At 45.3% G+C, this 20,765-nt stretch carries 21 protein-coding genes; 12 read left to right on the forward strand and 9 right to left on the reverse strand.

Annotated features, from left to right (window positions below; genetic code table 11):
- Nucleotide 1: 1 nt before the first annotated feature.
- The 6 genes from M662_RS04380 to M662_RS04405 all read left to right on the forward strand — a co-directional run bounded on the left by M662_RS04380 (nt 2) and on the right by M662_RS04405 (nt 6,831).
- Nucleotides 2-1,798: a PAS domain-containing sensor histidine kinase gene (locus tag M662_RS04380; RefSeq protein ID WP_081694943.1), complete on the forward strand. Its 1,797-nt coding sequence runs from the start codon at nt 2-4 to the stop codon at nt 1,796-1,798.
- A 327-nt stretch (nt 1,799-2,125) separates the two neighbouring features.
- Nucleotides 2,126-2,974, forward strand: coding sequence for a YitT family protein (locus tag M662_RS04385; RefSeq protein ID WP_008632763.1), 849 nt, complete (start codon nt 2,126-2,128; stop codon nt 2,972-2,974).
- Nucleotides 2,975-3,040: 66 nt separating this feature from the next.
- Nucleotides 3,041-3,664: a GntR family transcriptional regulator gene (locus M662_RS04390; protein WP_008632760.1), complete on the forward strand. Its 624-nt coding sequence runs from the start codon at nt 3,041-3,043 to the stop codon at nt 3,662-3,664.
- Between the two features lie 399 nt (nt 3,665-4,063).
- Complete coding sequence (gene mbcS, locus M662_RS04395; RefSeq protein ID WP_008632756.1) at nt 4,064-5,638, forward strand: acyl-CoA synthetase MbcS; 1,575 nt, start codon at nt 4,064-4,066, stop codon at nt 5,636-5,638.
- Nucleotides 5,639-5,703: 65 nt separating this feature from the next.
- On the forward strand, nt 5,704-6,129 hold the full coding sequence (locus tag M662_RS04400; RefSeq protein WP_026578623.1) for a GNAT family N-acetyltransferase: 426 nt from the start codon (nt 5,704-5,706) through the stop codon (nt 6,127-6,129).
- A gap of 45 nt (nt 6,130-6,174) precedes the next feature.
- Nucleotides 6,175-6,831: a reverse transcriptase-like protein gene (locus tag M662_RS04405; protein WP_008632749.1), complete on the forward strand. Its 657-nt coding sequence runs from the start codon at nt 6,175-6,177 to the stop codon at nt 6,829-6,831.
- Here M662_RS04405 and M662_RS04410 read toward each other — a convergent pair whose 3' ends face one another.
- Together M662_RS04410 and purU are read right to left on the reverse strand one after the other, a co-directional pair.
- Nucleotides 6,832-7,326 (reverse strand): L,D-transpeptidase family protein, encoded by a 495-nt coding sequence (locus tag M662_RS04410; protein ID WP_008632747.1) that lies wholly within the window; start codon nt 7,324-7,326, stop codon nt 6,832-6,834.
- A 114-nt stretch (nt 7,327-7,440) separates the two neighbouring features.
- Complete coding sequence (gene purU / locus M662_RS04415) at nt 7,441-8,337, reverse strand: formyltetrahydrofolate deformylase (protein ID WP_008632738.1); 897 nt, start codon at nt 8,335-8,337, stop codon at nt 7,441-7,443.
- A 160-nt stretch (nt 8,338-8,497) separates the two neighbouring features.
- Here purU and M662_RS04420 point away from each other — a divergent pair, with 160 nt between their 5' ends.
- From M662_RS04420 to M662_RS04430, 3 genes are all read left to right on the forward strand, one after another.
- Nucleotides 8,498-9,928, forward strand: coding sequence for an aldehyde dehydrogenase family protein (locus tag M662_RS04420; protein ID WP_026578622.1), 1,431 nt, complete (start codon nt 8,498-8,500; stop codon nt 9,926-9,928).
- A gap of 168 nt (nt 9,929-10,096) precedes the next feature.
- Nucleotides 10,097-10,522, forward strand: coding sequence for a hypothetical protein (locus tag M662_RS04425; RefSeq protein WP_008632730.1), 426 nt, complete (start codon nt 10,097-10,099; stop codon nt 10,520-10,522).
- 159 nt (nt 10,523-10,681) lie between these two features.
- Nucleotides 10,682-10,936 (forward strand): hypothetical protein, encoded by a 255-nt coding sequence (locus M662_RS04430; RefSeq protein WP_008632728.1) that lies wholly within the window; start codon nt 10,682-10,684, stop codon nt 10,934-10,936.
- A gap of 2 nt (nt 10,937-10,938) precedes the next feature.
- On the opposite strand, the gene M662_RS04435 is transcribed toward M662_RS04430, so the two are convergent.
- From M662_RS04435 to M662_RS04450, 4 genes are all read right to left on the reverse strand, one after another.
- Nucleotides 10,939-11,205 carry a hypothetical protein gene (locus M662_RS04435; RefSeq protein ID WP_008632726.1) on the reverse strand — a complete coding sequence of 89 codons (267 nt, stop codon included), beginning with the start codon at nt 11,203-11,205 and terminating at the stop codon, nt 10,939-10,941.
- Between the two features lie 40 nt (nt 11,206-11,245).
- On the reverse strand, nt 11,246-11,965 hold the full coding sequence (locus M662_RS04440) for a DUF5694 domain-containing protein (protein WP_008632724.1): 720 nt from the start codon (nt 11,963-11,965) through the stop codon (nt 11,246-11,248).
- Nucleotides 11,966-11,990: 25 nt separating this feature from the next.
- Nucleotides 11,991-12,932: a TIGR03571 family LLM class oxidoreductase gene (locus M662_RS04445; RefSeq protein ID WP_008632719.1), complete on the reverse strand. Its 942-nt coding sequence runs from the start codon at nt 12,930-12,932 to the stop codon at nt 11,991-11,993.
- Nucleotides 12,933-13,278: 346 nt separating this feature from the next.
- Nucleotides 13,279-13,638 (reverse strand): PilZ domain-containing protein, encoded by a 360-nt coding sequence (locus tag M662_RS04450; protein WP_008632718.1) that lies wholly within the window; start codon nt 13,636-13,638, stop codon nt 13,279-13,281.
- Nucleotides 13,639-13,788: 150 nt separating this feature from the next.
- On the opposite strand from M662_RS04450, the gene M662_RS04455 reads away from it, so the two are divergent.
- Both M662_RS04455 and M662_RS04460 read left to right on the forward strand, forming a co-directional pair.
- Nucleotides 13,789-15,564 carry a M3 family oligoendopeptidase gene (locus tag M662_RS04455; RefSeq protein ID WP_026578621.1) on the forward strand — a complete coding sequence of 592 codons (1,776 nt, stop codon included), beginning with the start codon at nt 13,789-13,791 and terminating at the stop codon, nt 15,562-15,564.
- Nucleotides 15,565-15,640: 76 nt separating this feature from the next.
- On the forward strand, nt 15,641-15,946 hold the full coding sequence (locus M662_RS04460; protein ID WP_008632716.1) for a 4a-hydroxytetrahydrobiopterin dehydratase: 306 nt from the start codon (nt 15,641-15,643) through the stop codon (nt 15,944-15,946).
- Nucleotides 15,947-16,124: 178 nt separating this feature from the next.
- Here the strand turns inward: M662_RS04460 and M662_RS04465 are convergent, their stop codons facing one another.
- Entirely contained in the window at nt 16,125-17,054 is a 930-nt protein-coding gene (locus M662_RS04465; RefSeq protein WP_008632714.1) for an RluA family pseudouridine synthase, read from the reverse strand.
- 257 nt (nt 17,055-17,311) lie between these two features.
- On the opposite strand from M662_RS04465, the gene typA reads away from it, so the two are divergent.
- On the forward strand, nt 17,312-19,153 hold the full coding sequence (typA, locus tag M662_RS04470; protein ID WP_008632713.1) for a translational GTPase TypA: 1,842 nt from the start codon (nt 17,312-17,314) through the stop codon (nt 19,151-19,153).
- A 40-nt stretch (nt 19,154-19,193) separates the two neighbouring features.
- Here typA and M662_RS04475 read toward each other — a convergent pair whose 3' ends face one another.
- Nucleotides 19,194-19,940: a FixH family protein gene (locus M662_RS04475; protein WP_008632711.1), complete on the reverse strand. Its 747-nt coding sequence runs from the start codon at nt 19,938-19,940 to the stop codon at nt 19,194-19,196.
- A 137-nt stretch (nt 19,941-20,077) separates the two neighbouring features.
- Nucleotides 20,078-20,764: a bacillithiol biosynthesis deacetylase BshB2 gene (gene bshB2 / locus M662_RS04480; RefSeq protein WP_008632710.1), complete on the reverse strand. Its 687-nt coding sequence runs from the start codon at nt 20,762-20,764 to the stop codon at nt 20,078-20,080.
- Nucleotide 20,765: the final 1 nt, after the last annotated feature.

Genomic DNA, 20,765 nt, shown 5'->3' on the forward strand with positions numbered 1-20,765 from the left:
TTTGAATGGTACACCGGCATGTCTACTCGATCTGCGTTTACAAACGGTTACGCTGAATCAGGAAATGCAAGGAACTCTTCATTTAGAAGATACAGATATGTCATTCTCTCAATGGATCCGCAGTTTTCGGCATACGGCCCAACACCGCCTGCAGCAGGTGCTTCATCAGCTGCTGACAGAAGGCTTGAGGGAAATGTCCGTCCATTTGACAGATAAGAATAACCTTCGCAAGTATCACTGCAAAATGGTTCATCTGACTAACGGTCAAATTGCTTTTTCCTTAAACGATCTTACTATGAAAGCAAATCGTCCTGAAGCGGAGCCGCGCTCTGAAAAATTAGAGGGACCTGTGAGTTTGGCTTCCAGCCTCAGCCAACAGATGGTTCACGTTACGGATCCAAAAGAAGCCCAATTGAAGCATCGTATGTCCCACTTAGTGGACAAATTCCCGCATGGATTAGCAATCATTAACCCTAATTGGGAAGTGATCTATGCCAATCCTAAAATGGAAGAAATGACAGCGGTACCTTTTTACAGTAACTATTGTAAAAAACTTTGGAACATCTTCCCGATTGATCAATATTATCATTTCTTCCAGCACTATTTGAGGGCGATGGAGACACAGGAAACGGTCGAATTTGAGGGCTATTTGATTGAGCAGGGCGTCGATGTTCAGGTCACGGTTCACCCTACAGAACTTGGAATAACAGTGTTTGTACAGGATATAACGCAATATAAGAAGCATTTGCAGGCTTTGAAAGCATCAGAAGAGCGTTTTGCTCTGCTGGCGAATAACATTAAAGATGTTTTTTGGATCAGCGAACCGGACTATGAAGAGCTCCACTATATCAGTCCTGCGTTTCAATCCCTGTTTGGGATAACGCGAAGAGATGCATTTTTAAATCCAGGTCTTGTTTTTGAGAAAGTGTATGGGGCGGATAAGAAGAAAGTGCAGGACGCGTTTCAAGTAATGAGGAAGCAGATGCATGAAGTGGAATACAGATTGAACCAGGGGGAAGAGGGGGCATACAAATGGATTCGCTCCAAAGGTTTCCCTGTGGACTACAATGGTAAGTCGTATGTGCTTGGACTGCACGAAGATGTGACGGAATATAAGGAAATGCTGGAGTTTAAAGAAAAGACACAACAGCTATCCACGATTACGCAGATGTCTGCTGGAATCGCACATGAGATTAAGAACCCGTTAACCGCAATCAAAGGTTTTCTGCAAATCGGCGCAGCAAACCCCGAGCTGAGAGATAATTATCAGGAGATTATCCTGGATGAAGTAAACAGGATAGAGGCGATTGTCCAAGATTTCATGATGCTGTCTAAGCCGAAATCGACGATTCAGATGGAGGAGATCGATCCGGAACAGCTTGTGTCCTATGTTCTCCGCCTTTTAGAGCCGGAGGCTAATGACAAACAGATTCTGCTTTTATTTGACTGTGCTTGTTCGCAAGACCAGGAAGCGTTCAGAACAGAACCGAAGCGGATGAACCAAATATTGATTAACCTTGTTAAGAATGCCATTGATGCTGTGGATCATGGTGGGGAAGTTCGCGTGGGAGTTGAAGTAACGAGCGAAGAGCTAACGCTTTCCGTTAGAGATAATGGACCGGGTCTAACATCCCGGGAGCTTGCTAAGATTGGAGAGCCGTTCTTTACTACGAAAGAGAAAGGGACGGGGCTCGGAGTCATGGTGACAAAAAAAATCGTCGCCGATCTAAATGGAACCATCACCTACCAGAGTGAAAAAGGTGTAGGGACAGCAGTAACTGTACGATTACCGCGATAAAAGACGAATGAAACCGCCACTACTTATGTAGTGGTGGTTTTTTTTATGGGGAGAAAGGCCGGGAAACTGGTGCAGTATAAGAAAGGGAAACTAACGATATCCTTATCTGCAAAATATTACAACTTATCATATGTATCGTCACATTTTTATTAGTGTTAACGTGTTTTTATTAATTATTGAATTTTTTAACGTCAATCGCTTACATAAAAGAATTGATATTTTTACAGGCACAGCTGTTTACAAACGCAGTTATGGGCTCTATAATCCCGATTGTACTACAATTTGAATTCGACATTATTCTATATTTTTTATAAAGGAGGCTTTCTGATGCTTAAAAAGATAAGGTCTTTTCTACTGATGAACCTGGGGGCGCTGGGAGTTGCCGTCAACGTGCACTTCTTCCTGTCTCCCAACGATCTAGCTACCGGTGGAGTAAGTGGTCTATCCATCGTCATGAATAAAGTATTTCCCGATCTTTCTCTCGGATTGATCATGTTGGTGTTAAATATTCTGCTGTTCATTGTTGGAATTATCTTCTTAGGTTTCCAATTCGGTTTAAAAACCATTTATGCAAGTATGGCATTATCAGTCATGGTTTGGGGGTTGGAAACGTTCTTTCCTATGCAGCAAGCTTTAAGTGATGATTTATTAATTCAGCTTATTATTGGTCAAATCATTGCTGCGTCGGGTATGGCCTTAGTCTTCCATCAGGGAGCCTCAACGGGCGGTACAGACATTCTTGCCATGATTCTTAATAAATTCTTCTCGATTGAAGTCGGGAAGGGCGTGTTGTTTTCAGATATAGCCATTGCAACATCTTCCATCTTCCTATTTGGACCAACCGTGGGAATGTACGCTTTCTTCGGAGTGATTTTAAACGGTCTTGTCATTGACTATATGCTCAAGCAGTTTGAAGATAATAAAGAGATCGTAATCATCAGCCGTGAGAGCGAACTCGTCCGTCATTTTATCGTAGATCGTCTTGGACGGGGAGCGACTATCCATCAAGCGAAGGGCGCGTTCATGCAGGAAGATAAAGAAGTAATAACCACCATCCTCAGCCGGAAAGATTATACACGATTAAAGAAATATATGACCGATATCGATGAGCAGGCGTTTATCACTGTCCACTCTATGAACGAAATTCTCGGTCAGAACTTCAAGCGGCTGGCCTAAAGGCGGGATACTATCTCTCAAGACTATTCCAAAGCAAAGCAGGAGCGTTCTTCCAGATCGGAGGAGGTGTACCGGCACTTACGGGAGCAGATCGTTACCAAAGAGATCTCTCCTGGTTCACAGCTTGTCGAGAAATCGATAGAAGCCGAATTATCTGTATCCCGTACACCGATCCGCCAGGCAATCCGGCGTCTGTGTGACGAGGGGTTTGCCAAGCTGTATGCCCATCGAGGAGCCTTTGTCATGAATCCTTCCGAGACAGAAGTGCTGCAGGCGTTTGAGATGTGGAAGTACTTGGAAATAAAAGTGGCTGAACTTGTTTATAATCAAGTGACATACAGCGATTTACAACAATTAAACAAATGGATTTCGGAAGGTGAGCAGGCGTGGGAAGCTGGAGATGTGGAGAGGTATTTGGAAGCTGATAAAGAGTTTCACTTGTTACTTGCCTGGAAAACCGGCAATGAGCTTCTCCATGAGTTTCTGGAACGGATCATTAATCAAGTCCATGTGTATGTACGAATGTTGGAACGTCATTCAAAAACGATTCCTGTTATAGGCAGGGTAAAAGATCATTACAGCGTGGTTGATGCACTGGAAGAACAAGACCTTTCCCTGTTGCAAACAACTTTAGATGAACACACAAGGTACCATGCAACCGCCTGGTCCTGGGAAAGAAGCCGGCAGTAAGAAAGAGGGCGTGAAATCACTCGTGATTTCACGCCCTTTTTTTTCTTTTCATTGTCTGAAATAATAAGGACCCGTTAATCAGCAATACAGTCAGGACGGAAGCGTAAGCATAGTTGGCGTTTTTTGTTAGGACGGAAAATAAGACAAATACAGACAACACCACGATAGAAATCAAGAGACAGGTTTTGCTGTCCGGTACGATTCTGCTTGCCTGAACGTTCACTAAACGACACTCCTTATCCATACTTTGTCACTTATTATAAGATACGAAATAATTATCTGTCAATTTATCGGGAGCAATAATGTTTCCTTTGCGCAAATAACATTATTGGAAATATTCCAAAAACTTGGTATAATGAATGCGATTAAAGACGCGATTGATCATAAAGGAGGGTTTCTGTGAAGAGAGAAAGTTTGATAGCACCAGATCGATATAACATCGTATCCGAGATGGAGAAGTATGCAGACGGTACAGGGCGCGAAGCGTTGCAGTGGATCAATGAAGCAGGGGAGCGAAGAGGAGTTACATATGATCAGCTGATTGAAAATGCAAACAAAATTGGAAACGCTTTCTTAAGTGCAGGCTTAAAAGCCGGGGATAAGGTGCTTGTCATGATTCCGCGTCTTCTGGAGGCGTATCATGTATATGTTGCAGCTTTGAAAGCGGGACTTGTGGTCATTCCAAGTTCGGAAATGCTGAGGACGAAAGATTTGCAGTACAGGATATCCCACGGGGAAGTCCGCGGGGTGATAAGCTATCATCCATACACGGAACAGTTCCAAGGAGTCAAAGAGTTCGACCGTCTGTTGAAGTTCCGTGTAGGCGGACCGGAAGAAGGATGGTTCGATCTGGATGCGCTGATGGAGGATTATCCCTCGACAATGGAAACTGCTGATACAGACAGAGACGATATGGCGTTCTTATCTTACACATCCGGTACGACAGGAAATCCGAAAGGGGTTGTTCATACGCATGGATGGGGGTATGCGCACCTGAAGACGGCAGCTGACAATTGGCTTGCCATTGAAGAGGGCGATACGGTCTGGGCTACTGCGGGTCCGGGATGGCAGAAGTGGATTTGGAGTCCATTCTTATCCGTGCTCGGCAAGGGGGCGAAGGGCCTCGTTTATCATGGCAGATTCGAACCGAACAAATATTTGAGGCTGATGGATGAGGAGAAGGTAAACGTACTCTGCTGTACACCGACAGAGTACCGTCTGATGGCGAAAGCCGACAACCTTGCTGATTATACTCTTTCAGCTCTTCACAGTGCTGTTTCAGCGGGAGAACCGTTAAATAGAGAAGTGATTGATACATTCCGCCGTCATTTCCATGTAACTGTGCGGGATGGCTACGGGCAGACGGAAAACACGCTGCTCGTCGGTATTATGAAAGACATGGAAGTGAAACCGGGTTCCATGGGCCGTCCCACCCCGGGTAACCATGTAGAAATTATAGATGAGGAAGGAATGCCTTTGGATTCAGGGAAAGTCGGTGATATCGCCGTACACTTGGATACGCCGGCACTTTTTCGGGAGTATTACAAAGATCCAGAACGGACGAAAATGACAAGAAGAGGTGACTATTATGTAACAGGGGATCAGGCAAGGAAAGATGAAGATGGATATTTCTGGTTCGAAGGGCGTAGCGATGATATTATTATCAGCTCAGGCTACACAATCGGTCCGTTTGAAGTAGAGGACGCCCTTATTAAGCATCCATCCGTGCAGGAGTGTGCCGTTATTGCGAGCCCCGATGATGTTCGAGGGAGTGTTGTCAAGGCTTATATCGTTTTAAAGCAAGGGTACGAAGCGACGGATTCTCTTACTGTTGAACTTCAGCAGCATGTAAAAGAGCTAACCGCCCCTTATAAGTATCCGCGTCGGATTAAATATATTAAAGAACTGCCGAAGACTACCTCAGGGAAAATCAGACGGGTAGAGCTGAGGCAGTTGGAGCAGACGAACAATTAAAAGAGATAAGCCCTTGTGTTATGGATCAGGGGCTTTTTTTCTATGGATTGGAAGGGGAGAATTGTATGATTAGAGATATGCAGCTGGGAGATGCGGCTGAATTGACTGGATTGATGGGGGAACTGGGGTATGCGACCAACGTTGATCAAATGACAGACCGTATGAAGAAGATTCAATTAAGGGAAGAATACAAAACGTTTGTTTGGGAAGAAGATGACCGGATTCATGGGATGATAGGTATGACGCATTCGCTTGCTTATCATGATGACCGCTCCCATATCCGAGTCATTGCGTTCATCGTGAGAGCAGGAGAGCGGGGAAGAGGTATCGGGAAACAGCTTATGCAAACAGCAGAGAATTGGGGAGCCGAGCAGGGGGCAGGAACGATCCAGTTAAACAGCGGGAACCGCGAGGAAAGGAAGCGCGCTCATGAAATATACAGATATTACGGATTCCAAGGAACGGCGACCGGTTTTTATAAAAAGCTCTAAAAAAGCTGACTTCGGGTAAGATAGAAGAATAAGGAGGGTTGTCCATTGAAAATAAGGTTGGAATGTACATATCAGACACCTGGAAAAGCGGAGATCCACTTCCGTTCTGAAGAAAAAAGCATCGGAGAAGTACTGCTTATTGCGGATGATTTAGAGAAGACGAAAAGGGCGAAAAAGATCGAGTTTCTGGACCAACATGATTCTATGTGGAAACGGAAGGACTTGGAGAAGTATAGGAAGCAGCTCGAAACAGAGCCCCATGATGTTTCTGTTTATTTCGACGGAGGTTTTGACTTAAATGATCGACTCTCGGGGCTTGGGTGTGTTATTTATTACAAACAGAACGGAAAAGCGATGCGGAGAAGGAGAAGTGCGAGGATAGAGCAGCTCGGTTCAAATAATGAAGCGGAATACGCTGCTCTTCACTTGGCGGTCCAAGAACTGGCGAATCTCGGTGCTCAACATCTACCAGTCACGTTTTACGGTGATTCCCGTGTCGTCATTCATCAGATGGAAGGCGATTGGGCTTGTGTGGAAGAAGAACTGAATCGTTGGGCGGACCGGATCGATGCTGATCTTGAAACCGCGGGTATTACACCAAGTTATCAACTGCTCTCCCGGAAAGACAACAAAGAGGCGGATCGTCTTGCTTCTGAAGCACTTTCTGGAAAAGAGATTTCCAGTACTTCAGAAATCCGTTAACTACAAATGGATATCTACACGAGTACCGACGGGCACAATGTCAGCTAATTCCTCGACATCTTCATTGTGCATCCGGATACACCCCTTGGAAACGGCTTTACCGATGGAGGAGGGATTGTTTGTTCCATGGATGCCGTAATGTTCTTTAGATAAACTCATCCACATGGTGCCGAACGGACCTCCCGGATCAGGTGCTTTGTTAATAATGATGAAAGTACCGATCGGCGTCGTAGTCAGCATTTTTCCAACAGCAATCGGATATTCTTTGACAAGTTTATTACGATTGTAAAGTCTCAACTTTCGATTGTTTACTGAGACATCAATTCGATAAGGAATGGTGGAAGGATCAGGTATTCCTGGTATTTGAAGCTGTTGGCCGGGATAGATTATGTCAGGGTTTGATAGATTGTTTGCCCGCAGGATATCTGTGAGGGGAACCCGGTAATCCCTGGATATTTGTGTGAGTGTTTCACCTGGTCTTACGCTGTGGATCATACGATCGACTCCTTTTTGGAGGATGTTATTACCTATCCTATGAAGTGAAACATGGAAAAAGCACTCGACGAATAGTCGGGTGCTTTTTCGTGACTTTTAATAGTGTTGGAAGGATTAAAAGACGATGGTTTTATTGCCGTTCACGATGACTCGGTCTTCCAGATGCCATTTGACTCCTCTGGCCAGCACGCTTCGTTCGATGAGACGTCCTTTTTTCTTCAAGTCATCGATATCATTCTGGTGATCGACCCGGATAACATCCTGCTCGATAATCGGACCTTCATCCAGGTCGTCTGTCACGTAATGAGAAGTGGCGCCGATTAATTTCACGCCCCGATTATAAGCACGTTTGTGCGGGTTGGCACCTATGAAAGCTGGTAAGAACGAATGATGGATGTTGATGATGCTGGAAGGGTGTTGGGCTACAAATACAGGAGTCAGTATTTGCATGTACCTTGCCAGTACGATCAAATCAATATCGTATTTCTCAAGAAGCTCCAGCTGTTCTGCCTCTACTTCTTTCCGAATATGCTTGTTGGCAGGAATGTAGTGGAACGGTATGCCGAAGGACTCGACCAACTCTCTTCCTGTTTCGTGATTGCTGATTACGAGGGCGATATCCGTCAGCAAATCCCCGCTTTCCCATTCATATAATAGTTCCCGCAGACAATGCAGTTCTTTGGATGCGAAAACAGCTGTCTTTTTCAGTTCATGGAGAAATGTCATTTTCCACTCCAAGCGGAATTGTTCTGCGATCGCATGGAAATGTTTTTTTAAATCGGCTGCTTTTTCTTTCAGTCCTTCTGTCTCGAAAACAATCCTCAGGAAAAATGTGCCGTCTACGTGATCCGTCGTATATTGGCTCGACTCTACAATGTTTGCTCCATTTTCATAAAGGAAATTCGAGATGGTCGCGACGATACCCGGTTTATCCGGGCAGCTGACGAGCAGTCTCCCTTTATCTTCATTATCATTCAAGTATTTTTGTATGTGCTGATGTGTTGAAGTCATACCAATGATCATCCCTTCTGCCTATTGCTCCAATTATAGAGGAATCCCGATAGTTTGAGAAGGGGGCGGCCATTTGTATGTTTCATCTGCTGTTTTTACGGTTATAGTCTCATATATCTTGATATTGTAAATTTATTACATCAGAGGAGTGTATCTATTTATGCGTAACTATCTTCAACACTATATAAATGGAGAATGGATCGATTCTACAGGAAATGAAACAGAAGAGGTAATTAATCCTGCTACAGAAGAAGTTATAGGGAAAATAAGTCTGGGAACGAAAGAAGATCTTGATAAAGCGGTTCAGGCCGCAAGGGAGGCTTTCCCTTCCTTTTCCCAGACGTCCAAAGAAGAGCGTGTAGAGATGCTGGAGAAGATTGCTGCCGAATACGAGAATCGCAAGCAGGAGATCATTGATACGATCACGGATGAACTTGGTTCACCGGTTTCCGTTTCGGAGAACGTGCACTACAGCATGGGATATAACCACTTCTCCCAGGCAGCTGAATCTCTAAAGAACTTCTCTTTCTTCGAGGACCGAGGCGGTCATTTCGTCCAGAAAGATTCGGTCGGGGTAAGTGGATTGATCACCCCCTGGAACTTCCCTACAAATCAGACATCTACAAAGATTGCCAGCGCGTTTGCAGCAGGAAGTCCTGTCATCTTGAAACCGGCAGAGCTGACGCCGTTTGCTGCGATTATCCTTACAGAAATCTTTGACAAAGTAGGAGTGCCTAAAGGGGTCTTCAACCTGGTAAATGGTTCCGGTTCGGTCATAGGAGACGGCATCAGCTCTCATCCGGACATCGACTTCGTATCCTTCACCGGTTCCGGCGCTGTCGGACAGAAGATCATGGAAAATGCCTCTCATACCATTAAGAAGGTCGCTCTGGAACTGGGTGGTAAATCACCACTTGTCATTCTTGATGATGCAGATGTCGAAGATGCAGCGAGGTCCGCCGTGAATCATATTGCAAATAACAGCGGTCAAGTATGTTCTGCTGCTACAAGAGTACTTGTGCCGTCCTCCATGAAAGAGGCATTCGAGGATGCGGTGAAGAAGGTTCTTCCTGAATATCCTGTTGGTGACCCAAGAGGAGATAATCGCATAGGGCCCCTCGTGTCGAAAAAACAATGGGATACGGTTCAATCCTACATTGAGAAAGGACAGGAAGAAGGTGCACGTTTACTTGTAGGTGGTACTGGTAAGCCGGAAGGTCTGGAAACCGGCTACTATGCGAAGCCTACGGTGTTTACAGACGTAGACAATTCTATGGTCATTGCTCAGGAAGAGATTTTTGGTCCCGTAACGACAATCATTACGTATGACTCTATTGATGAAGCTATTGAAATCGCTAATGATACCGTTTATGGGCTCGCCGGTTATGTATTCGGGAAAGATCCGAAGAACTTGAGGAAGGTCGCTGGAAGCATCCGTGCAGGTAGAGTGAAGGTCAACGATGCCGAAGCGGATTTCGCCGGCCCGTTCGGAGGCTATAAGCAGTCCGGTATCGGTCGCGAATGGGGAGATTATGGTATAGAGGAATATCTGGAAGTGAAAACACTACTGGGTTTCCCTTCAGAAGATTAAAAGAGAGCAGGAGTCGTACTCCTGCTCTTTCTATATAAATGGAATTTCTTTAGCCATTTTGAAACTATTGCAGTCTTTTTTTCGTATTACTTAATAGAGAACTTACTTTGTATAGAATATATGCCATTCATTTTATCGATGTAAAAGAGGAGGCGGGAAGGGACGAAGATGTGGAAGAAAATATGGATAGCAATAGCGACGGTGATGATCCTGGCAACCATTGTCAGCTACATAAACCACAGGTACTTCTTCAATCCTGTTGCATTCAGTAAGGATGATATCACTCCGCACGAATGGCAGGATTATAAGCGTCCATTAACGCTGACCTATTATAATCTCAAAGGAGAAAGAACATCGCGGATTATCGATCAGGAAGATGAAATCCGGCAATTGCTCGAAGCGATGAAAGCATCCCCTCCAGTTGAAGAGTCGATCGAGGCAGATACCAATGTCAGTGGCGCCTTGAAGCTGTCCGGAAAACAAGGGACCTTGTTGGAGGTTTACTTGTACAAGGACTCCTGGCGCGTTCTCAATAAAGATTACTCGTTCTTCGAAGTTACAGGACCACTTCGAAACCTACTTGATAATTTATAATTGCACAAAAAAAAGCACCCGGATATGGGTGCTTTTTTGGTAACTGCTGCCCCCTTGTCTTCTTACACGTTATGCTTCGATCCTCGGTTCTTCCTAATCAAAAGAGGATGTACTATACTTGGAGAGTGTAAAAGCTAATTTTATTTAGGAGGATGCTTTGTGAGTAAGCGGTTTACGCATCTGTTCAATATTATTGTCGGTCTTCTGCTCCTGACAGAAGGATCGGTCTATATATTTATGAATAATAAAGACGGAGATATTCATGTGCGGAGCATCATCGTGACTCTGATATTACTCGCCGCCTGGGGCGTGTCTTACAGGAATCAGACGAAAAAAGAAGATCCAAGCTCCTGGTTGATCTTTACCATGATCATTATGATCCCGATGATTCTGCCTTGGCTCTTCTTCATTTGATTCTAATTCAGCCAGCGGTACAGACCGGCACCGGCCAAGAATAGTCCGGATACCATATACAAATAGCCAAAAATTCGGTGCTTCCGTTCGTCGCTGCTGGTTTCTACGCTGCCAGAGAAGAATAAAAATAATGTCGTAATGATATATAAACTGATTTCCACCCCTTGAAAGGGGCCATCTTTTCCTGTCAGCCATACCCCGACAGGAATGGCCGTGAATAGTGGGAAATAAAGAGGATCGAAGCGGTCCGTCCACGATTTCTCTGCCATAGGATCAGTCCTCCTTATTTTAATAGACAATAGGAACCGGTTACTCAGCAAGCTTGTTGGAACCATCAAGGAATAAGGAGGGATGAATGATTTTTACTTGGTTACTGTCTTCCAGCATTTGTCTGATAAGGTGCAGATGATCCGCTCCGATCCATATAAGTACCCTGTCCCCCGGTTCCGTCAGTTTCAGTAGGTTGGCTGTAATGGTTAAATCCCGAAGATACCATTGGTTGAGCCATTCCACTCCCAAAGGATGGGAGCGATCGCCGATTTGGGACAGCTTCCAGTACAACCTTTGTAATCGTCTTCCATATTCCAGTCTGTTTACCTCTTTTAACTTCTCCATTATATCTGTTTTCTGCCGGCTTTGATTCAACTCGTGCTGCATCTCTACGATTTCTTTCAATAAATCAGGCTGGTACTCCTTCGCCCAGGCAAACACCTGACTCAGGGGTGGACGGTCCATATCAACTTGTGCGTCGACAGCGTGGAGACGAGGAAGACTCAAGGCCTTGCCAATCCGGAAGGCGAATTGCTCTACCTCATCATATGCCGGTTGAAAGGCTCCGGCTTGAAACAGTTCGTAACGCTTGTTAATCTCTTCTTCAAGAAGAAAAGATTTCTCTACTGCAATCTTCGTCGGCTCATACTCCTTCAAACAATCAACCACTTCTAATATCTTCTTCTGCTGGTTATTGACCGTATCGGGTTCAACGGAAAAGTGTACGCTGCCCATTACGAGAATTTGTGCATCTTCCATACCGTGCTCCTTTCCATTATTTCATTTATAGGCGGAAAAGGGGTAGTACTTCACTGCCCAGCTCTGCAAGGACTGCTTCGACAGAACGTTCGCTTCTCGCCAAATTGAACATCAAGTGATTGACTCCGATCGATCGGTACTCTTCGATTAAACCAACCAACCCTTTTCGGCCCGTTCTATATCCGGCAGGGATCTTTTCGACAGGGTGATCCGGATCCTTCTCAAGTATGAGTGGAAGCGGCATGAAGAATGGACGGAAGACGTCGCCGTGATAGAGCCTCACTTTTTCCCGATACTGATGGATCGTTTCCCTCTGTTTATCCGGGCGTTGAGGATAGAACATCCAACCATCGCTGTGTTCGGCAATCCAATCCAGTGACTGCTGGCAGTATCCCGTCATATAAAAAGGGATGTTCTCCTTTGGTTTGGGAACAAGGTTCGACTTGTCCATTCGACCGAATCGGGACTTGGAATCGGGAAATTCCTTACCCAGTGCCTCCTGTATAACCTGATGGGCATCGCGAAACCACTCTCCGCGCTCCATAATGGGAACATTCAATCCTTCGAAATCTTTCCTTCGATCTCCGGAAGAAACGCCGAGAAGCAATCGACCGGGAAAAAGGTTGCTGATGCTTGCGATCTCCTTCGCCGTCCGTAACGGGTGCCTTAATGGCAGTACAAGGGCGGCTGTCCCTAAATGAATCGTCTTCGTTTGGCTGGCCAGGTAAGTAAGATAGATTAAGCTATCGTATATTTGTCCTGTTGCGGGGTCTTCAAAAGTCGGATCCTCCAACAGGACATCCTGGAGCCATAAACTGTGGAAACCAAGTTTCTCTGCGAGGCGAGCCCGCTCCAACTGCTTTGTCATGTCAGGCTTCCGACCGTGATAGTTATCTATTGGGAGCGTCAGACCGAACGTAATTCGATCTTCCTTTAATATGTCAGGGTATTCCAGGTAATGATCCAAAAAATTCCCTCCTGTTTGTAATGGGATTACTTCTATTATAAAGAGAGGATTCCTCCTATTCTAATCAAAAAGACTGCCGCCTGCATACGAAAAAGCCTCTCCTTCCAAGGAGAGGCTTGAAATATTATTTACTGGACGTAAATGATGAAGTATAAGAACAGGGTCAGGAAGGCGGCCCCTCCTGCAACACTAGCGATTTCTGCAAAATCATATTCTATACGTTTCTTCATAATGAACGCCCCTTTCCGACATGTTTGTTTTCGTACTACTATATAGACGAATCAGAAAGTGGAAAGGTTTCAATTTTATTACATAAATATTTCTTTTATGTTACAGAAAATGAAAATCAGCCGTTGGCAGGAATCGCTTTCCATTTCTTTAAAGCCTGGACAATTTCGGATTTCTGGTCTCCTTTGAAATCCAAACCATAAAGGTATTCCTTCATATATGGCTTCATCCAAACGACATCGGCAGTAAAGGAAAGGGAGGTTCCTTCAAATTCCAGTTGAAGGAAGACGTCAATCTCTTTGTGGAGGGGAATCTTGATGTCTGTTGCCATTTTCAATCCTCCGGTACTCAAGTCATGAATGACCGCCTTGCCGAACGATGAATCCACCGGACGGTCGCCGACCTGGATGATTTTAAAACGGGCTCCTATAGGATTTGGAAATATATAACGAAGGGGGTCTTGTCGTCGGTATCTCACAAGTCTTCATCCTTTCCAAACTCTTTTTTTTTCATTATATAGACAAACAGAGGCTTTGACTATATAGAAATAGGGGAGAAAGGAAATTTTTGATATAATGTAAGCGTTCAAATGAAAAATGATGGTACATATTAAGGAAGGGGAGTATCCATGTCCACTTATCCGGTTACTTGGAATTTAAATAGTATATTTGCTGGTGGAAGCAGCTCATCAGAATTGAAGTCGTATGTCCAAGGCATCGAACAACATGCCGATACGTTGGAGCAGCTGGTGCAGGATTTCCATGCTCCAAAGAATACGGATCAAATGGAAGACTTAGATGCCGTACTGATACAGCTGCAGTTGGTTTTAAAGGAACTGGCTGAATTCGGAGCTTTCGTCGGTTGCTTGAATGCTCAAAACGTGGAGGACGAGGGAGTCTCCGCCTGGCTATCAAAGCGTGGTGATCTTGGGGCCAAAGTGGATAACAGCTTAACCGTCTTCGATCAGAAGCTTGTCCAGACGGATGATGACGTATGGAAGTCTTTGTTGAATCAGCCACCTTTCCGTGATGTGGCTTTCGTTCTTAATGAGCGAAGAGAACATGCGAAAGATAAGCTTGAGGTAAATTCAGAGGCATTGATTAATGATCTCAGCGTTGACGGGTACGATGCCTGGGAACAAATGTATGATCAGCTTGTAGGTAAACTGAAAATCGAATTGGATGGAGAAACGCTTTCCATCGGGCAGGCGGCGAATAAGCTCGATTCCTCCGACCGCGCTGTACGGAAGGAAGCCTTTGATAAACTTCAGCAGGTATGGGGAAAGCAATCGGATCTTTTCAGCAGCACGTTAAACCACCTTTCAGGCTTCCGCCTGCAGGTGTATAAACACAGAGGCTGGACGAACGTGTTGAAGGAGCCGCTCGAATATAACAGGATGAGCAGAAAAACGCTGGATGCGATGTGGAATGCCATTACAAAATATAAGGACCAGTACATACCTTATATGAAAAAGAAAGCCGAACTCTTGGGAATCGATCAACTAAGCTTCTATGATGTAGAAGCACCAATCGGTCATTCAGGAACAGGCTGGAGCTTCCAGGAAGGAGCAGACTTCATTCTAAAGCATTTCCGGCAGTTCAGTCCGAAAATGGCTGATTTCGCTGAGATGGCATTTGAGAAAGGGTGGATCGAATCAGAAGACCGTCCCGGTAAACAGCCAGGGGGATTTTGCACGAGCTTTCCTGACAGTGAAGAAACCCGGATATTTATGACGTATTCAGGGACACCGTCGAGTGTAGCGACACTGGCGCATGAGCTTGGGCACGCCTATCATCAGCATGTTATGAATGAGCTTCCGATATTAAATCAGGGCTATGCGATGAATGTAGCGGAAACGGCGTCCACGTTTGCGGAGATGATTGTAGCAGATGCTGCGGTCAAACAGGCGGAAGGACAAGAAGAGAAACGAGTACTCTTGGAGGATAAAGTTCAGCGCAGTATCGCATTCTTCATGAACATCCACGCCCGCTTCTTGTTTGAAACCCGTTTCTATGAAGAAAGACAGCACGGAGCTGTTTCAAAACAGCGCTTGAACGATTTAATGGAGGAGGCACAAAGGGAAGCATATGTCGGTACATTGAAGGAATACGATCCTACGTTCTGGGCGTCCAAACTCCACTTCCATATTACCGATGTTCCTTTCTATAACTTCCCTTATACGTTCGGCTATTTGTTCAGCATGGGAATTTATGCGAAAGCTCTCGAGGAGGGGCAGGGCTTTGAGGATAAGTATGTGGCCCTGCTGCAAGATACAGGCAGGATGTCCGTGGAAGATCTTGCCATGAAACACTTAGGTGTAAACCTGGAGGAAGCAGACTTTTGGGAACACGCACTTGATTTATGCCTTCATGATCTCCGGACGTTCATGTCTATGGACAACTGATCCGACAGTGTTTCCATTTTCGGGAAAAGGGTATTTATAAGTAGAAGCAGCTATACAAAAAGGAGTCGTGAAAGAGATGGAGGAGCAAAGGATTCCAGATGAAGAGAAGCAGGCGAGAATGGAAGAATTAGACGGCTGGAAGCTCAGTGAGGATAAATTCATCGTCAAACGCTATCGGTTCTCTGAATTTCTTACAGGGGTTCAGTTCGTCAATCATGTCGCGGAATATTCGGAGGACATTCAACATCATCCTTTCATCAGCATTGATTATAAGATGGTGACTATGAAGCTTACATCATGGAATGCCAAGGGTCTTACTGAACTCGATCTGAAGTGCGCAGAGAAGTATGATGATTTGTATGCGTCTATCACAGGGAAGTAAATGTCTTTTATGATGGCTAAATTATATTGAAGCTTCACAAGTGCATTAAAAGATCCGCCTTTGTGGGCGGATCTTTTTTCAGTCTGCCAAAGAGGCAATAGTTAAAGGGAAAAGCAATCAGAGAGCTGCCCCCTATTCCTCCGCCCTTTGATAAGACCACTTTCATAAGAATAAGTGCTCAATCAGAGAGCTTAAGGACCTGCGCTTCTGTAAACAATGGGGAAGCTTTCATCGGCATGGCAAGGCAATGAACTTCTTGTTGTGTAAAGGGATGATAGAGTGTCAACTTGGCCGCATGCAGGGCTTGTTTATAATTAAGACTCCCGGCACCGCCGTACAATTCATCTCCAAGAAGCGGATGGCCGGCATGGCTGAGGTGTACCCTGATTTGATGGGTTCTCCCCGTTTGTAAACGCAATTTGACTAAGGAAGCGTCTTGCTTCCTGTCATATTCGACAACTTCATAATGGGTCAGTGCGCGCTGTCCGTCTTCCGCTACACATCTGCGGACCGGATGGCTGTCATCTTTCCCAATCGGTGCTTCTATCCGGCCTTTCGCTGGAGAGAGATTTCCGTGGGCCCATGCCAAATAAGTTCGTTTAATTCTTCGCTCCTGTAACTCTTTTCCGAGCATGGCGATGGCTAGTTCATGTTTCGCAAACAGAATGGCTCCTGATGTATCCCGATCGAGTCGATGTACATACTTTGGAGTGGAAAAAATGCCTTTCTGCTTGAAATAAGCGGCTACGCCGTTCACTAATGTATCATGCTCATCCGGTCTATTTGGATGGGTGAACACACCGGCAGGTTTATTCACGACAAGAAGGTGGTCATCCTCATAGATCACATCCACGTGCATAGGTGTCGGGACGACCTCTAGGGGCCGCGGGCGGAACAAGCGGATGCGTAATATATCCCCCGCCTCCGCTTTAGCGGTTTTCCAGTGGGGGATTTCCTGATTCAGAGTAACTTCCTTCTTTGACCGGAAGCTGTGGATTAATTTTCGTGGGACATGCCACTTTTTTTTCATGATCCGTTCAATCGTATAGCCGTTCCATTCTTCCGGCACTTCTACTTCAAGCCATTCTCCGATACGTCTCGTGTTCATTGCTTCACCTAATTTCCGAGTGTTTTCTGTATATAGACAACCAACAAAGGCCATATTGTTAGCAGATAAGGGCTGTTGTATATTGTACCCGTTATGGTGGTGGCTCTGCAATGGAAAGGAAAGATTCGGACTTCCGAAACACTTGTGAGTCAATGAAACGCTTCCATTATTATCAGGCATGTAAACTTGTATCTGCGCCCTTGAAACTGTGTTATAATAGAACGGTTGAATAATGATACGAAAGAGGTGTGTGCTTCATGCAACACAGAGATGATATACGTAATATCGCGATCATCGCACACGTTGACCACGGAAAAACGACGTTGGTTGACCAAATGCTTCACTACTCCGGAACCTTCCGTGATAACGAGCACGTCGATGAGCGCGCCATGGACTCTAATGATTTGGAAAAAGAACGCGGAATTACAATTCTAGCGAAAAATACCGCGATCAATTATAACGATGCACGCATCAACATCCTTGATACACCTGGTCACGCAGACTTTGGTGGGGAAGTTGAGCGTATTCTTAAAATGGTAGACGGCGTACTGCTTGTCGTAGATGCATATGAAGGCTGTATGCCACAAACACGGTTCGTTCTGAAGAAAGCACTGGAGCAGAAATTGACTCCTGTTGTCGTCTTGAACAAGATTGACCGTCCGAACGCCCGCCCTGATGAAGTTGTTGATGAAGTTCTGGACTTGTTCATAGAACTGGGTGCAGATGACGAACAGCTGGAATTCCCTGTTGTCTATGCTTCTGCATTGAACGGTACTTCCGGTGATGAGCCTGAGGATCAGCAGGAGACGATGGACCCGATCTTTAAACTGATCATGAACAACATCCCTGCACCAGTGGATACGAAGGATGAGCCGCTTCAGTACCAGGTAACATTGCTTGATTACAATGATTATCTTGGACGTATCGGTATCGGCCGTGTATTCAACGGTACGATCAAAGTTGGACAGCAGGTATCTCTAATGAAGAAAGACGGTTCCGTTAAAAACTTCCGCGTTTCCAAGCTGTTCGGATTCATCGGTCTGAAACGTGTCGAAATCGAAGAAGCGAAAGCTGGAGACATCATCGCTCTTGCGGGTATGGAAGATATCAACGTCGGAGAAACGGTTTGCAGCCCTGAACATCAGGAAGCAATGGAAATCCCACGTATTGATGAACCAACCCTTCAAATGACATTCCTTGTCAACAACAGTCCTTTCGCTGGACGTGAAGGTAAGTTCGTAACGTCCCGTCAAATTGAAGAGCGTCTGATGACACAGCTCGAGACTGACGTAAGTCTTCGTGTTGATCCTACGGAATCTCCTGATGCTTTCACAGTTTCCGGACGTGGAGAACTGCACTTGTCTATTCTCGTTGAGAATATGAGACGGGAAGGCTATGAGCTGCAGCTTTCCAAGCCGAAAGTAATCTTGAAAGAGATCGACGGCGTTCTATGTGAGCCTGTGGAACGTGTGCAAATCGATACACCGGAAGAGTACCAGGGTGCTGTAATGGAGTCCATTGGTTACCGTAAAGGTGAAATGCAGGATATGGTCAACGATGGAAACGGCCAAGTCCGTCTTGAATTCCTTGTACCTTCCCGTGGTTTGATCGGATATTCCACAGAATTCATGACCCAGACACGTGGCTACGGTATTCTAAACCATACGTTCGACGGATACGCACCTATGGCCAAAGGTCAGGTCGGCGGCCGTCGGGAAGGTGTCCTTGTATCTCTTGATAAAGGAAAAGCTTCCACATACGGAATCATGAACTTGGAAGACCGCGGTACGATCTTTGTAGAACCGGGTACAGAAGTTTATGAAGGAATGATTGTCGGTGAGCATAACCGTGAGAACGATCTTACCGTTAACATTACGAAAGAGAAGCACTTGACCAACATCCGTTCTGCTAACAAGGATTCAACCTCTACGATCAAGAAAACACGCCAGATGACTCTGGAGCAGGCAATTGAGTACTTGGATGATGATGAGTATTGCGAAGTTACACCGGAGAGTGTGCGTCTTCGTAAGAAATATCTCAACAAGAACGAACGTGAAAAAATGGCGAAGAAGAAAAAGCTCCAAAATACAGAAATTTAATGACAAAGGCCGCCCTTTCTATGGGGCGGCCTTTTTTTCTTTATTCTTCGATATCCAATGTTTCTTCTTTGTGTCCGTGTATGTCTTCATCCACCTTCTCAAAGTGAACGTTCAACTTGTAGGAACCGGTTTGGGGAAACGTAAACTGTCCTCGGTATTCGCCTGATTCTACAGGATCTGTATCCACATAGGCAGGCTCTTTCATAAATGGTGCAGTAATTTCCAGTCTCACTTCAGCGTCGGAAAAAGGCTCTTCCATATGGTTGATATGAACCGTAAGTAAAGACGGCTCTCCTTGCTTTACGTCTTCTTCGGTTACCAGTTGAACCATGAACATGCTCTCCGCCATTTGTGCGGATCTATCGGAATCATGAGCGTCTTTTGGAAGTTCGTCTCCTGCAGCGATGATCCGCTTCGGCATCGTATGGATATCATCAACTTGTGTATGGGCGATCACTTCATAGGCTCCGTTTTCTTTAAATGTAAAGGATGCTTCATATCTCCCATTACCGACATGTTTTGCTTCCAAAATTTCAGATGTGTCCTGTCCCTTTTCAGAAAACCAGACTTCAAATTTGACGGAGGCGGCATTCTTTACCGGCTGTCCTTCTCTCATTACTTCTGCTTGAAGGACACTTTGTTCGCCGACAGGGAGAGGCTCGTGATCCACTTGGATGACCACCTCGGGGCGGAGAGGGCCTTCCTGTTCTTCATTTGTGGAGCAGGCTGTAACAGCGGTTAATAGTAAGAAAATGATGACAGCGCTCGACCACGATTGTCTTTCCATCCAATCCAGCTCCTTCTTTTCTATGATCTATGATAAGGGTATCATTTTCAGGATGGACATTTCATGGCCTCTTTAGTCGCCTGTTCAAGTAGGATTTATGGAGATGTAAAAAAGAAAGACTCCGTAGAGTCTTTCTTTTAGGTGACCTGATCATTGTTCCAGTTGTAGGTGTAGAAGCGCTCATCTTTTACCCATTTCATCGCTTCCGGATCGTTTACTTTGATGCCTTCTTCCAGCATCTGGAGTGTGCGGGACGTCTGAGAGATGTGTGCCCGCATGGCGTTCAATTTCTCTTCTTGGACGGATTCGATATTATGAACGATATCCGGTCTGCCCAATTTTTCTTCCGTGTCGTTCGCAAAGGCGACCGTATGGAGCTTCGGCCTGTCCTGTGGATCGATCTCTCTGACGGCACGGACGACGGCACGGGCTGTTGCTTCATGATCGGGGTGAACGGCAAACCCGGGATAGAAGGTGATGATAAGAGATGGATCCAGTTCGTCAATCAGCTGACGAACCATATTCTTCATCTCTCCATCATCTTCGAATTCCAAGGTCTTGTCACGAAGGCCCATCATGCGCAGGTCTTCAATTCCCATGGCTTCTGCGGCTTTAATTAATTCCTGCTTCCGGATTTGTGGAAGGGATTCTCTCGTAGCGAATGTAGGGTTTCCAAGGTTTCTTCCCATTTCACCTAACGTCAGGCAGGCGTAAGTGAGAGGGGTTCCTTGTTTTATATAGGATGTAATCGTTCCGGATACTCCGAATGCTTCATCATCAGGGTGTGGGAAAATAACGAGTACATGGCGTTCTTGTTCTATCATA

The sequence above is a fragment of the Bacillus sp. SB49 genome, assembly GCF_000469135.2.
Taxonomy (GTDB): domain Bacteria; phylum Bacillota; class Bacilli; order Bacillales; family Halobacillaceae; genus Halobacillus.

What these genes read in the sequence shown, in the direction of transcription:
- M662_RS04425 (WP_008632730.1), top strand. Translation starts at nt 10,097, where the DNA reads ATGTGGAAGAAAATATGGATAGCAATAGCGACGGTGATGATCCTGGCA.
- M662_RS04465 (WP_008632714.1), bottom strand. Translation starts at nt 17,054, where the DNA reads ATGAACACGAGACGTATCGGAGAATGGCTTGAAGTAGAAGTGCCGGAA.
- typA (WP_008632713.1), top strand. Translation starts at nt 17,312, where the DNA reads ATGCAACACAGAGATGATATACGTAATATCGCGATCATCGCACACGTT.
- purU (WP_008632738.1), bottom strand. Translation starts at nt 8,337, where the DNA reads ATGACTTCAACACATCAGCACATACAAAAATACTTGAATGATAATGAA.
- M662_RS04440 (WP_008632724.1), bottom strand. Translation starts at nt 11,965, where the DNA reads ATGGAAGATGCACAAATTCTCGTAATGGGCAGCGTACACTTTTCCGTT.
- M662_RS04475 (WP_008632711.1), bottom strand. Translation starts at nt 19,940, where the DNA reads ATGGAAAGACAATCGTGGTCGAGCGCTGTCATCATTTTCTTACTATTA.
- M662_RS04410 (WP_008632747.1), bottom strand. Translation starts at nt 7,326, where the DNA reads ATGATCCACAGCGTAAGACCAGGTGAAACACTCACACAAATATCCAGG.
- M662_RS04420 (WP_026578622.1), top strand. Translation starts at nt 8,498, where the DNA reads ATGCGTAACTATCTTCAACACTATATAAATGGAGAATGGATCGATTCT.
- M662_RS04460 (WP_008632716.1), top strand. Translation starts at nt 15,641, where the DNA reads ATGGAGGAGCAAAGGATTCCAGATGAAGAGAAGCAGGCGAGAATGGAA.
- M662_RS04435 (WP_008632726.1), bottom strand. Translation starts at nt 11,205, where the DNA reads ATGGCAGAGAAATCGTGGACGGACCGCTTCGATCCTCTTTATTTCCCA.
- bshB2 (WP_008632710.1), bottom strand. Translation starts at nt 20,764, where the DNA reads ATGATAGAACAAGAACGCCATGTACTCGTTATTTTCCCACACCCTGAT.
- M662_RS04455 (WP_026578621.1), top strand. Translation starts at nt 13,789, where the DNA reads ATGTCCACTTATCCGGTTACTTGGAATTTAAATAGTATATTTGCTGGT.
- M662_RS04400 (WP_026578623.1), top strand. Translation starts at nt 5,704, where the DNA reads ATGATTAGAGATATGCAGCTGGGAGATGCGGCTGAATTGACTGGATTG.
- M662_RS04385 (WP_008632763.1), top strand. Translation starts at nt 2,126, where the DNA reads ATGCTTAAAAAGATAAGGTCTTTTCTACTGATGAACCTGGGGGCGCTG.